Raw genomic sequence first — 12,252 nt, 5'->3', positions numbered from 1 at the left:
ACGATGCGACATAACGTACTTTTTGCCACAGCGTTTGCCACCCTTGTCTCCACCAGCGCGTTTGCCGCTGACCTGCCGGGCAAAGGCATTACCGTGCAGCCGGTGCAGAGCACCATTTCAGAAGAGAGCTTCCAGACCCTGCTCGTCAGCCGCGCGCTGGAGAAGCTCGGCTACACGGTTAACACGCCGAGCGAAGTGGATTACAACGTGGGCTACACCTCGATTGCCTCCGGTGATGCCACCTTTACCGCCGTGAACTGGCAGCCGCTGCACGACGACATGTATGCCGCCGCAGGTGGCGATAAGAAATTCTATCGCGAAGGCACCTTCGTGACCGGCGCGGCGCAGGGTTATCTGATCGACAAGAAAACCGCCGACCAGTATCACATCACCAATATTGCGCAGCTGAAAGATCCGAAGATCGCCAGACTGTTCGACACCAACGGTGACGGTAAAGCCGACATGATGGGCTGCTCGCCGGGCTGGGGCTGTGAAGCGGTGATTAACCACCAGAACAAAGCCTTCGATCTGGCGAAAACCGTCGACGTGAGCCACGGCAACTACTCCGCGATGATGGCCGATACCATTGCCCGCTTTAAGGAAGGCAAGCCGGTGATCTACTACACCTGGACGCCATACTGGGTGAGCGACGTGCTGAAGCCGGGTAAAGACGTGGTGTGGCTGCAGGTGCCGTTCTCCTCTCTGCCGGGCGAGCAGAAAGATATCGACACCAAACTGCCGAATGGCATGAACTATGGCTTCCCGGTGAACACCATGCACATCGTGGCGAACAAAGCCTGGGCGGAGAAAAACCCGGCTGCGGCGAAGCTGTTCTCGGTGATGAAGCTGCCGCTGGCGGACATCAACGCCCAGAATGCGATGATGCATGCGGGCAAATCCTCTGAGGCGGATGTCAAAGGCCACGTGGATGGCTGGATCAAAGCCCACCAGCAGCAGTTTGATGGCTGGGTGAAAGAGGCGCTTGCGGCGCAGAGGTAAAAACACAGCACAACCTTACCCCTCACCCCGGACCGTACCCCCCTCTGGGGTGTGGGTTAGGGTGAGGGGATTAACCGCACAAACCCACACATAACAATCCCCCAACATTCACAATCATTAGCTATTATGGTTTCCGGAAAAATAATCACTTAACTCACGATTCCTGAAACTAATGACAAAAACATCTCAGGGGCTTAGCCCCGCACTCATCCTTTTAATGTCCGTGGCAACGGGTCTGGCAGTCGCCAGCAACTATTACGCACAACCTCTGCTTGATACTATCGCGCGCGCCTTCGATCTTTCAGCCAGCTCCGCCGGCTTTATCGTCACCGCTGCGCAGCTAGGCTATGCGGCAGGGCTGCTGTTCCTGGTGCCATTGGGCGATATGTTTGAGCGCCGGATGCTTATCGTCTCTATGACGCTTCTGGCGGCAGGCGGCATGCTGATCACCGCCAGCAGCCAGTCGCTGACGATGATGATCGTCGGTACCGCGCTAACGGGGCTTTTCTCCGTCGTGGCGCAAATCCTGGTGCCTCTCGCCGCAACGCTCGCCTCGCCGGAAAAACGCGGCAAAGTGGTCGGCACTATCATGAGCGGCCTGCTGCTGGGCATTCTGCTGGCGCGAACCGTTGCCGGGCTGCTGGCAAGCCTCGGCGGCTGGCGCACCGTTTACTGGGTGGCGAGCGTATTGATGGTGGTGATGGCGCTGGCGCTGTGGCGCGGGCTGCCGAAGGTGAAGCAGGAGAACCACCTGAATTACCCGCAGCTTCTGGCCTCCGTGTTTAGCCTGTTCACGCAGGATAAACTGCTGCGCACCCGCGCTCTGCTGGGGTGTTTAACCTTCGCCAACTTCAGCATTCTCTGGACGTCGATGGCGTTTCTGCTGGCCGCACCGCCGTTCAATTATTCCGAAGGGGTGATTGGTCTGTTCGGTCTGGCCGGTGCTGCCGGTGCACTGGGCGCTCGCCCGGCAGGCGGGCTGGCTGATAAAGGCAAATCGCACATGACCACGACAGCCGGACTGATTTTGCTCCTGCTCTCCTGGGCGGCCATCTGGTATGGGCACGTCTCGGTGCTGGCGCTGATCGTCGGTATTCTGGTGCTCGATCTCACCGTACAGGGTGTTCACATCACCAACCAGACCGTGATTTACCGCGTGAAGCCCGAGGCGCGTAACCGCCTCACGGCCGGATACATGACCAGCTACTTCATTGGTGGTGCGGCGGGTTCGTTAATATCAGCGTCGGCGTGGCAGCATGCCGGCTGGTCAGGCGTGTGCGGGATAGGGGCACTCGTCGCCGCGCTTAACCTGGTTGTATGGTGGCGCGGCTATCATCGTCAGGAAGCAATTCATTAAGTTTTACATTGCTTTGGGCCTCTTAGGGTGTAAAGGGGCCCGGCAGTCTGTTAATGTAAACGTAATCATTTATCCCAGAAATTTTAATGTGGGTGACATATCTACAATTGGCATGAATAGTTCAGACCCCCGTCCCCACATCCTCTCTTCAGCGGGTTTATACCCTACGCTTTCTGTGCTCACCGGGTCACGGACTTACCCGGCGCTCTTTGATGGTGGCATTCGTTTGGCGGATATAACCGCACAAATAATTCATTTACATTATTTGTCACCATCGTTACTATATCGGCTGTAATTAATGAGGTTATGCCCAAAATGGATAGTTCGTTTACGCCCATTGAACAAATGCTTAAATTCCGCGCCAGTCGTCATGAGGACTTCCCGTATCAGGAAATCCTGTTGACCCGCCTGTGCATGCACATGCAGGGTAAGCTGCTGGAAAATCGTAATAAAATGCTGAAAGCTCAAGGGATTAACGAGACGTTGTTTATGGCGTTGATTACGCTGGAGTCTCAGGAAAACCATAGCATTCAGCCTTCTGAGCTGAGCTGCGCGCTGGGATCGTCCCGTACCAATGCGACCCGTATTGCCGATGAGCTGGAAAAGCGCGGCTGGATTGAGCGCCGTGAAAGCGATAACGATCGCCGCTGCCTGCATCTGCAATTGACCGATAAAGGTCACCAGTTCCTGCGTGAGGTGCTGCCACCTCAGCACAATTGCCTGCACAAACTCTGGTCTGCCCTCAGTACTTCCGAGCGCGATCAGCTTGAGCACATCACTCGCAAGCTGCTCACCCGTCTGGACCAGATGGATGAAGAAGGCGCTGTTCTTGAGGCGCTGCGCTAACGCGACGACACGCTCAACAATCCAGATTTATATAAGAAAACCGACAGGCCAGCACGTCACACTGCTGGCCTTTCTGACAACAGGTCGGCTCAGCCGATGTGAAAATAAGAAGATCGTGGAGAACAACAATGAGCGCAAATGCGGAGAGCACTACCCCGCAGCAACCGGCCAATAAGAAAGGCAAACGTAAAAGTGCCCTTCTTCTGTTGACCTTGCTCTTTATTATTATTGCCGTGGCATATGGGATCTATTGGTTTTTAGTATTGCGTCATGCAGAAGAGACTGACGACGCATACGTGGCAGGGAACCAGGTACAGATTATGGCGCAGGTGTCGGGCAGCGTGACGAAAGTCTGGGCTGACAATACCGACTTTGTGCAAAAAGGCGATGTGTTGGTGACCCTCGATCCAACCGACGCCCAGCAGGCCTTTGAGAAAGCCCAGACCGCGCTGGCCTCCAGCGTCCGTCAGACCCGCCAGCTGATGATCAACAGTAAACAGCTGCAGGCCAACATCGACGTGCAGAAAACCGCACTCGCGCAGGCGCAGAGCGACCTGAACCGCCGTGTACCGCTCGGCACCGCTAACCTGATTGGCCGTGAAGAGCTGCAGCACGCGCGCGACGCGGTTGCCAGTGCCCAGGCACAGCTGGACGTGGCGATTCAACAGTACAACGCCAACCAGGCGATGGTGCTCGGCACCAGCCTCGAAAACCAGCCCGCCGTACAACAGGCGGCGACTGAAGTACGCAACGCATGGCTTGCCCTGCAGCGTACCAAAATCGTCAGCCCGATGACCGGCTACGTCTCCCGCCGTTCCGTCCAGCCAGGGGCGCAGATTAGCCCGACCACGCCGCTGATGGCGGTCGTGCCGGCGGACAACCTGTGGGTAGACGCCAACTTTAAAGAGACGCAGCTCGCCCATATGCGTATCGGCCAGACCGCAACCGTGGTCAGCGATATCTACGGCGATGACGTGAAGTACACCGGGAAAGTGGTGGGTCTGGATATGGGGACCGGCAGCGCCTTCTCCCTGCTGCCTGCGCAAAACGCCACCGGTAACTGGATTAAAGTGGTTCAGCGTCTGCCCGTGCGTATCGAGCTGGATGCCAAACAGCTGGCGGATCACCCGCTGCGTATCGGCCTCTCAACGCTTGTGACGGTCGATACCGCGAACCGCGACGGTCAGATCCTGGCAAGCCAGGTGCGTAGCAGCCCGGTTTATGAAAGTAACGCCCGTGAAATTAGCCTCGATCCGGTCAACAAACTGATCGATGACATCGTGAAGGCAAACGCCGGTTAAACCGAAGGTGAGCGTTATGCAACAGCAAAAGCCGCAAAAACCGCTGGAAGGCGCGCAGCTGGTCATTATGACCATTGCGCTGTCGCTGGCGACATTCATGCAGGTGCTGGACTCCACCATCGCAAACGTGGCGATCCCAACCATCGCCGGCAACCTTGGCTCGTCGCTGAGCCAGGGGACCTGGGTCATTACTTCGTTTGGGGTGGCAAACGCCATCTCCATCCCTATCACCGGCTGGCTGGCGAAGCGCGTCGGTGAGGTGAAGCTGTTCCTCTGGTCCACGGTAGCGTTTGTTCTTGCCTCCTGGGCGTGCGGCATGTCCAGCAGCCTGACGATGCTGATTTTCTTCCGCGTCATTCAGGGGATTGTCGCCGGGCCGCTGATCCCGCTGTCGCAGAGTTTGCTGCTGAGCAACTACCCCCCAGCAAAGCGTTCGGTCGCGCTGGCGCTGTGGTCAATGACCGTTATCGTCGCGCCTATCTGCGGACCGATTCTGGGCGGGTACATCAGCGATAACTACCACTGGGGCTGGATCTTCTTTATCAACGTACCGATTGGCGCCGTCGTGGTATTGATGACGCTGCAGTCGCTGCGGGGACGAGAGACGCGCACCGAACAGCGCCGTATCGACAGCATCGGGCTGGCGCTGCTGATCCTGGGTATCGGCAGTCTGCAAATCATGCTCGACCGCGGTAAAGAGCTCGACTGGTTCAACTCGCAGGAGATCATCATCCTGACCATTGTCGCGGTGGTGTCGATAAGCTTCCTGATTGTCTGGGAGCTGACGGACGACAACCCGATTGTCGATCTCTCGCTCTTCAAATCGCGAAACTTCACCATCGGCTGCCTGTGTATCAGCCTCGCCTATATGCTCTACTTCGGCGCGATTGTTCTGCTGCCGCAGCTGTTGCAGGAGGTGTATGGCTATACCGCGACCTGGGCGGGTCTGGCCTCAGCGCCCGTTGGGGTGATCCCGGTTCTGCTGTCGCCGATTATTGGCCGCTTCGCCCACAAGCTCGACATGCGTCGGCTGGTGACGTTCAGCTTCATTATGTACGCCGTGTGCTTCTACTGGCGCGCGTATACCTTTGAGCCGGGAATGGACTTTGGCGCCTCGGCGTGGCCGCAGTTCATTCAGGGCTTTGCGGTAGCGTGCTTCTTTATGCCGCTGACCACCATTACGCTCTCTGGCCTGCCGCCTGAGCGTCTGGCGGCGGCATCAAGCCTGTCGAACTTCACCCGTACGCTAGCGGGTTCCATCGGGACGTCGATCACCACCACCCTGTGGACCAACCGTGAATCGATGCACCACGCCCAGCTGACCGAAGCGGTGAACCCGTACAATCCGAATGCCCAGCAGATGTACAGTCAGCTTCAGGGCATGGGGATGACGGAGCAGCAGGCATCCGGCTGGATTGCCCAGCAGATCACCAACCAGGGGCTGATTATCTCGGCAAACGAGATTTTCTGGATATCAGCGGGGATCTTCATCGTCCTGCTGGGGCTGGTGTGGTTTGCCAGACCGCCGTTTGGCGCCGGTGGCGGCGGCGGAGGGGCGCACTAATTCGCGTTGTCCAGAACGCGACAGCGATTGTCAGTTTCGATAAAGCAGCGCTCCTGAAATCAATTCACGATAGTGAAAAGACAACAGGAGCGCATCATGCTGAACACACCCGCCGACAAATACCAGCCTTATCCCACCGTTTCATTGCCCGACCGCCGCTGGCCGGAGCAGACCATCACCCGCGCGCCGCGCTGGCTTTCGACAGACTTACGCGACGGCAACCAGGCGCTTGCCGAGCCGATGGACAGCGCGCGCAAGCTGCAGTTCTGGGATTTGCTGCTGGGCTGCGGATTTAAAGAGATTGAGGTCGCCTTCCCGTCCGCCTCGCAGACCGACTTCAACTTTGTCCGCCAGCTTATCGAAGAGAACCGCATTCCGGATGACGTCACGATTCAGGTGTTAACACAGGCGCGGGAAGATCTTATCCATCGTACTTTTGAATCCCTGCGCGGCGCGAAGCAGGCCACCGTCCACCTGTATAACGCCACCGCTCCGCTGTTCCGCCGCCTGGTGTTCGGTATGGAGAAAGCGCAGATCGTCGAGCTGGCCACCCGCGCCACGCGGCTTATCCGCCAGCTTTGTGAAGAGAACCCTGAAACCCGCTGGCAGTACGAGTACTCCCCGGAAACCTTCTGCTTTACCGAGCCGGAGTTTGCACTGGAGATTTGTGAAGCCGTGGCGGAGATCTGGCAGCCATGCGATGAACGGCCAATGGTGATCAATTTACCCGCTACCGTCGAGGTCAGTACGCCGAACGTCTATGCCGACCAGATCGAGTATTTCTGTCGCCACTTCAGCCGCCGCCGCGACGTGTGCATCAGCGTGCATCCGCATAACGACCGCGGAACGGGCGTCGCCAGCGCGGAGCTGGCGGTGATGGCCGGGGCCGACCGCGTAGAGGGCTGCCTTTTTGGCAACGGCGAACGCACGGGCAACGTTTGCCTGGTAACGCTGGCGATGAACCTCTACAGCCAGGGCATTAGTCCCAATCTGGACTTTAGCGATATGAATCGGGTGGTCGAAACGGTAGAGACCTGCAACCAGTTGCCTGTCCATCCGCGCCATCCGTGGGCAGGACGGCTGGCCTATACCGCCTTCTCCGGCTCGCACCAGGACGCCATTAAGAAAGGCTTTGATGCCCGCAGGCCTAGCGATCGCTGGGAGATGCCCTATCTGCCCGTCGATCCGCAGGACATAGGCTGCACCTACGAAGCGGTGATCCGCGTGAACAGCCAGTCAGGAAAAAGCGGCAGCGCCTGGCTTATTGAGCAAAACCACGGCCTGAAGCTGCCCCGCGCCCTGCAGCAGGATTTTAGCCAGCACGTGCAGCAGGAAACGGATCGCCACGGGAAAGAAATGACGCAGAACGCACTGTGGCAGCTTTTCCGCACCCGCTACGGGCTTGTAACGACGCCGCAGCTGGCGCTGCAATCCTACCGCAGCGACGGCCAGCAGGACGGCCAGCTGCGGCTGACGGCAAGCGTTGTCACGCAGGGGGGAACGCGCCAGCTGGAGGGTCAGGGCAACGGTCTGCTCTCCGCTGCCGCGCAGGGCCTGAGCCGCTGGGTCAACGCGCCGTTTGTGATTAAGGATTATCACGAACATACGCTGGGCGAACGCAGCGACAGCCGCTCGGTGGCCTATATCCGCTGCCTGTTCCAGGACGGCACCAGCAGCTGGGGCGTGGGCATTGACAGCGACGTGGCGCGCGCGTCGCTTCAGGCGCTGTTTAACGCGGTCAGTCGTTCTTAAAGTAATCGCTGGGAGAGATACCCATCGCCCTGCGGAACATCGCCGTAAAGGCGCTGTGGCTGCCGTATCCCAGATCCAGCGCCACGCGCAGCACCGGCTGGCCCTGCGCCAGCCGCACTAAGGCTTCCAGCAGGCGCGCCCTTCTCACCCACTCGCCGTAGCTTAACCCGGTCTGCTGCTGAAAATGGCGGTTCAGCGTACGCTCGCTCATTCCGAGCAAACTCGCGCTCTGTTGACCGCTCCAGCTTTCACCTGGTAACTGACGGATCTGCCGACACAGCTGGCGTAACGCTTCACTTTCCGGTTCCGGCAGGTGAAACGGCAGCACCGGCATGATGCGAATTTCATCCAGAATGAGCTCATACACGCGCTCGTCACGGCTTCCCGGCGAGTACGACTCCGGTAGCGTCAGGGAGGTGAGGATCAGCTCGCGCAGCAGCGGGGAGATCTGCACGATCTGACAGGTCGCCGGGAGATCGGCTCGCGCCAGCGGATCGATAAACAGCGTGCGGGCTGCAACGTTGCCGGTGATGCGAAGCGAGTGCTGTGTCCCCGCCGGTAGCCAGACGCCGCGCCCGGGCGGCACTACCCAGCAGCCGGATGCGGTATCGACCCGCACGACGCCCGTCAGGCTGTGCAGCAACTGCGCGCAGTCGTGCTCATGCCACGGCTCGCTATCGCCATGAGCATAATCATGCGAAAACGGCACAAGCGGGCGATGGGTAAAGGAGAAGGTGGTGGTTGTCGTCATGAGGATTGTAGGCCCGGCCAGCGAAGCGCCACCGGGCATCCACAGGCACAATACTAGATGTGCAGTTCCTGCAGTTTTTCTTTTGGCAGGGCCAGCTCTTCATTGCTGTTCACGCGAACGTCACGCTCGATGATGTGACGGGCAATTTCCTGGGCTTCTTCCAGAGAGTGCATCTGGTAAGTGCCGCACTGGTAAACGTTCAGCTCAGGGATCTGGTTCTGCTCTTTCACTTTCAGCACGTCTTCCATCGCCGCTTTCCACGCATCGGCGACGCGTTTCTCTTCAGGCTGACCAATCAGGCTCATGTAGAAGCCGGTACGGCAGCCCATCGGAGAGATGTCGATGATCTCAACGCCGTTGCCGTTCAGGTGGTCACGCATGAAACCGGCGAACAGGTGTTCCAGGGTGTGAATGCCTTTCTCCGGCATCACTTCTTTATTCGGCACGCAGAAGCGCAGATCGAAGACGGTGATCGTGTCGCCGTGCGGGGTGTGCATGGTCTTCGCCACGCGGACTGCAGGTGCTTCCATACGGGTATGGTCGACAGTAAAGCTATCTAATAACGGCATACGTCACCTCCGATAGTGATTTTTTTTAAAATAAACTGAACTCTTCTACAGAATGCACGTCTGAGTATATGAAAGACGCGCATTTGTTATCATCATCCCTGAATTCAGAGATGTATATTTTGGCCACAGCGATGTGGCCTTTTTCTTTTCTGCTTAAGCCTGCTTCGCCAGAAACGCCTCAAACGGCTCCGTATCCGCCGCTTCAACCTCTTTCTGACGCACCAGGGACGCGTCGCGCTCCGCGACAAAATCCGCTTCGCTCAGGATCTCTAACGGCTCCTGCATCAGCATCTCACGATACTCCGCTGAGAGTGAACGCCCCGTGCCGCCAATCCCCTGCTCGATCATGGTGCGCAAAATGCGCGCAGAGAACGTCAGTTCCGGGTTATCAAAGCATTCCACCAGCTGGTCGCAAATCTGTTGATACGCGTCGCCGCCGTCGATGCTGTCCAGGGTGCGGGCAACACGCTTCAGGTCACGGAACAGATCCTTACCAACCTTAGCCAGCGGGAACTGCGCCGTTTCGCAGCCAATACCCAGCGTCAGACCCGGTTTACGGCCTTCCAGAATCACGCGGTTCCAGTTCGTGCGCGTACAAAGCAGTTCGTCTGAACTCATTTCCGGCGCATCCGCCAGCGCGCACCAGACCATAAACAGATCCAGGAAGCGAACCTGCTGCTCGTCAACGCCAATCGGTGAGAACGGGTTGATGTCCAGCGAGCGCACTTCAATGTATTCAATGCCGCCGCGCTGCAGCGCATCCGACGGCGTTTCACCGCTGCGCGTCACGCGCTTCGGACGAATTGGCGCATACAGTTCGTTTTCAATCTGCAATACGTTGCTGTTGATTTGCAGGCGCTTTCCGTCTTTTTCGAGGCCGATTTTCGCGTACTCTTCCGACGGAGTTTTAATCGCCCGCTTCAATCCTGCCACATATTCGTGCAATTCGTTAAACGTAATACCGAGATTGCTTTGCGATTTATTGGTATAGCCCAGATCGCTCATGCGCAGAGAAGTCGCGTACGGGAGATAGTACATGCCGCACTCGGTTTTTTCGAACGGCAGCGTGGTCGGTTTCCCCTGCAGGAACGATGAACAAATGGCAGGCGACGCGCCAAACAGATACGGAATCACCCAGCCAAAACGGTAATAGTTGCGGATCAGACGGAAATAACCGGCGGAGATCGCTTCTTTATCCGTTTCTCCCCCCTTCGCCTGCCAGAACGCCATCGGCAAAGAGAAATTGTAATGCACGCCAGAGATCGTCTGCATCAGCGCGCCGTAGCGATTTTTAAGACCTTCGCGATAGAGCGTTTTCAGCCGACCAATGTTTGACGTGCCGTACTGCGCCAGCTCAATCTCCTGGCCCTGCTCGATATAGCACGGCATGCTGAGCGGCCACATACGCTCATCGCCGAGATTGCGCGCGGTGTAGCGATGGATGTCGCGCAGGATCGTCAGCATATGATCAATATCGCCGTCCACCGGCGTAATGAACTCCAGCAGCGCTTCAGCGAAATCGGTTGTGATCCATTTATGTGTCAGCGCCGAGCCTAACGCCTTCGGGTGACCCGTCGTCGCTAAGCTACCGTCCGCGTTAACGCGCAGCGTTTCACGCTCAAGACCACGCTGAATACCCTTCAGAGCCTGAGGGTGGTTTTCCAGCCAGGCCAGCGCCTGAGATACGTCCGGGATCAAATTGACCTCCCGCCTGTCAAAGTAATGTTACTCAGCATAATTGTAATGGTTGACGATTGAAGGTCGCGTATTCATTCCACCAATTAGTGCCACCACGTCATACCCTGTAGTGTTGCCCACGCCACGAGAACATAGCGCAACGCCTTGCCAAGGCACAAAAAAAAGAGCACCGGTCCCCAGGAGATGCGCATCCATCCCGCCAGCAGACACAGTAAATCGCCTATTACAGGCATCCAGCTTAATAACAGCGTGGCAGCGCCATAGCGTTTTAGCCAGCCGACTGCCTTTTCCTGCCAGCGCGATTTTTCGCGCAGCGGAAAGAAACGCCCAAGAATAACGTTAGTCAGCCCTCCAAGGCTATTACCCATTGTTGCTATTAAGACCAGCAACCAGGGCTGACTTACGCCGGACAATAGCATCGCCACCAGCACCACTTCCGAATTGCCCGGTAACAGCGTGGAGCTTAAAAAACTGCTGGCGAATAATGAGGCAAGTGACAGCGCGTCACTCACAGTAAGCGAACGTCCACCGCCGCCATTCCGGCATCACGCGCGGCCTGAATGCCAAAATCAGCATCTTCAAACACCACGCATTTTGCGGGTGGAACACCCATTAATTCTGCGCAGAGCAGGAAGGTATCCGGTGCGGGTTTGTGATGCTTAACATGATCGGCAGCAACGACGGCAGAAAAATAGTGGCGCAGGCCAAGGTGGTTGAGTAGCGCTTCAGCAATCGCGCTCTCGCTGCCCGTGCCGACAGACATAGGACGACGCCCGTGCCACTCCTTGACGACGTCAATGAGTGGTAGAGGCTGCACGGTGTCTAACAGTATGGCTTTTACCGCATCGGTTTTTTCACGCGCGAGCTGATGCGGGTCGAGATCGGCCTGATTCAGCTCAATCACGGCCTGTGCGATACGCCAGGTGGGCGATCCGTTGAGGGCAATCATCGCCTGTAAATCGAAACGCATACCGTAACGGCCCAGGACGTCGGTCCAGGCCTGACGATGCGTGGGTTCGGTATCCAGGAGGGTGCCGTCCATGTCGAAGATCAAACCGTCATACTGTGCGTACATCGTGCTCTCGCTAAACGATTAACAAAGCATTACTTTATCGTAAAAGGGGATTTTTGTCGCTGATTGCGAAGTGATAACAATGAGAGTGATTAAGAACTAAACATCGAAGGGGATCACTAGAAGAGATGGTGCATCCGGGAGGATTCGAACCTCCGACCGCTCGGTTCGTAGCCGAGTACTCTATCCAGCTGAGCTACGGATGCATCAGGATTTACTACTGTACTGCTCGATATTCATATCACTTCGAAAGCAATATGAAGTAATAGATGGTGCATCCGGGAGGATTCGAACCTCCGACCGCTCGGTTCGTAGCCGAGTACTCTATCCAGCTGAGCTACGG

General features: G+C 57.3%; 11 protein-coding genes and 1 tRNA gene. 6 read left to right on the top strand and 6 right to left on the bottom strand.

Annotated features, from left to right (window positions below; genetic code table 11):
• Window positions 1–3: 3 nt before the first annotated feature.
• From proX to leuA, 6 genes are all read left to right on the top strand, one after another.
• Window positions 4–999, top strand: coding sequence for a glycine betaine/L-proline ABC transporter substrate-binding protein ProX (gene proX / locus IM299_RS15640; protein WP_193357779.1), 996 nt, complete (start codon window positions 4–6; stop codon window positions 997–999).
• 172 nt (window positions 1,000–1,171) lie between these two features.
• Window positions 1,172–2,356, top strand: a complete 1,185-nt coding sequence (locus IM299_RS15635; protein ID WP_028014180.1) for an MFS transporter — start codon at window positions 1,172–1,174, stop codon at window positions 2,354–2,356.
• A gap of 315 nt (window positions 2,357–2,671) precedes the next feature.
• On the top strand, window positions 2,672–3,202 hold the full coding sequence (gene mprA, locus IM299_RS15630) for a transcriptional repressor MprA (protein ID WP_041911975.1): 531 nt from the start codon (window positions 2,672–2,674) through the stop codon (window positions 3,200–3,202).
• 128 nt (window positions 3,203–3,330) lie between these two features.
• Entirely contained in the window at window positions 3,331–4,503 is a 1,173-nt protein-coding gene (gene emrA, locus IM299_RS15625) for a multidrug efflux MFS transporter periplasmic adaptor subunit EmrA (protein ID WP_021241959.1), read from the top strand.
• A gap of 16 nt (window positions 4,504–4,519) precedes the next feature.
• The gene (emrB, locus tag IM299_RS15620; RefSeq protein WP_028014182.1) at window positions 4,520–6,067 is read left to right on the top strand and encodes a multidrug efflux MFS transporter permease subunit EmrB; all 1,548 of its coding nucleotides are present in this window, start codon (window positions 4,520–4,522) and stop codon (window positions 6,065–6,067) included.
• A 96-nt stretch (window positions 6,068–6,163) separates the two neighbouring features.
• Window positions 6,164–7,819 (top strand): 2-isopropylmalate synthase, encoded by a 1,656-nt coding sequence (gene leuA / locus IM299_RS15615; protein WP_193357778.1) that lies wholly within the window; start codon window positions 6,164–6,166, stop codon window positions 7,817–7,819.
• Here leuA and IM299_RS15610 read toward each other — a convergent pair.
• From IM299_RS15610 to IM299_RS15585, 6 genes are all read right to left on the bottom strand, one after another.
• Window positions 7,806–8,570: a helix-turn-helix domain-containing protein gene (locus IM299_RS15610; protein ID WP_060572370.1), complete on the bottom strand. Its 765-nt coding sequence runs from the start codon at window positions 8,568–8,570 to the stop codon at window positions 7,806–7,808. The two genes, leuA and IM299_RS15610, sit on opposite strands and share 14 nt — an antisense overlap.
• Window positions 8,571–8,623: 53 nt before the next feature.
• Window positions 8,624–9,139: an S-ribosylhomocysteine lyase gene (luxS, locus tag IM299_RS15605; protein ID WP_008499539.1), complete on the bottom strand. Its 516-nt coding sequence runs from the start codon at window positions 9,137–9,139 to the stop codon at window positions 8,624–8,626.
• A gap of 153 nt (window positions 9,140–9,292) precedes the next feature.
• Window positions 9,293–10,837 carry a glutamate--cysteine ligase gene (gene gshA, locus IM299_RS15600; RefSeq protein ID WP_193357777.1) on the bottom strand — a complete coding sequence of 515 codons (1,545 nt, stop codon included), beginning with the start codon at window positions 10,835–10,837 and terminating at the stop codon, window positions 9,293–9,295.
• Window positions 10,838–10,920: 83 nt separating this feature from the next.
• Window positions 10,921–11,349 (bottom strand): YqaA family protein, encoded by a 429-nt coding sequence (locus IM299_RS15595; RefSeq protein WP_047364384.1) that lies wholly within the window; start codon window positions 11,347–11,349, stop codon window positions 10,921–10,923.
• Window positions 11,346–11,912, bottom strand: coding sequence for a fructose-1-phosphate/6-phosphogluconate phosphatase (yqaB, locus tag IM299_RS15590; RefSeq protein WP_047364386.1), 567 nt, complete (start codon window positions 11,910–11,912; stop codon window positions 11,346–11,348). The genes IM299_RS15595 and yqaB overlap by 4 nt, the downstream gene beginning before the upstream one ends.
• 126 nt (window positions 11,913–12,038) lie before the next feature.
• Window positions 12,039–12,115 (bottom strand) — tRNA-Arg (locus tag IM299_RS15585).
• Window positions 12,116–12,252 lie beyond the last annotated feature (137 nt).

The sequence above is a fragment of the Enterobacter cloacae complex sp. P47BA genome, assembly GCF_014930485.1.
Taxonomy (GTDB): domain Bacteria; phylum Pseudomonadota; class Gammaproteobacteria; order Enterobacterales; family Enterobacteriaceae; genus Enterobacter; species Enterobacter bugandensis.
This window is presented reverse-complemented; position numbering and strand designations above follow the sequence as displayed.

Excerpts from the sequence above, each read along its gene's own strand:
- mprA (WP_041911975.1), top strand. The coding sequence starts at position 2,672 with ATGGATAGTTCGTTTACGCCCATTGAACAAATGCTTAAATTCCGCGCC.
- emrB (WP_028014182.1), top strand. The coding sequence starts at position 4,520 with ATGCAACAGCAAAAGCCGCAAAAACCGCTGGAAGGCGCGCAGCTGGTC.
- leuA (WP_193357778.1), top strand. The coding sequence starts at position 6,164 with ATGCTGAACACACCCGCCGACAAATACCAGCCTTATCCCACCGTTTCA.
- IM299_RS15610 (WP_060572370.1), bottom strand. The coding sequence starts at position 8,570 with ATGACGACAACCACCACCTTCTCCTTTACCCATCGCCCGCTTGTGCCG.
- IM299_RS15635 (WP_028014180.1), top strand. The coding sequence starts at position 1,172 with ATGACAAAAACATCTCAGGGGCTTAGCCCCGCACTCATCCTTTTAATG.
- luxS (WP_008499539.1), bottom strand. The coding sequence starts at position 9,139 with ATGCCGTTATTAGATAGCTTTACTGTCGACCATACCCGTATGGAAGCA.
- proX (WP_193357779.1), top strand. The coding sequence starts at position 4 with ATGCGACATAACGTACTTTTTGCCACAGCGTTTGCCACCCTTGTCTCC.
- yqaB (WP_047364386.1), bottom strand. The coding sequence starts at position 11,912 with ATGTACGCACAGTATGACGGTTTGATCTTCGACATGGACGGCACCCTC.
- emrA (WP_021241959.1), top strand. The coding sequence starts at position 3,331 with ATGAGCGCAAATGCGGAGAGCACTACCCCGCAGCAACCGGCCAATAAG.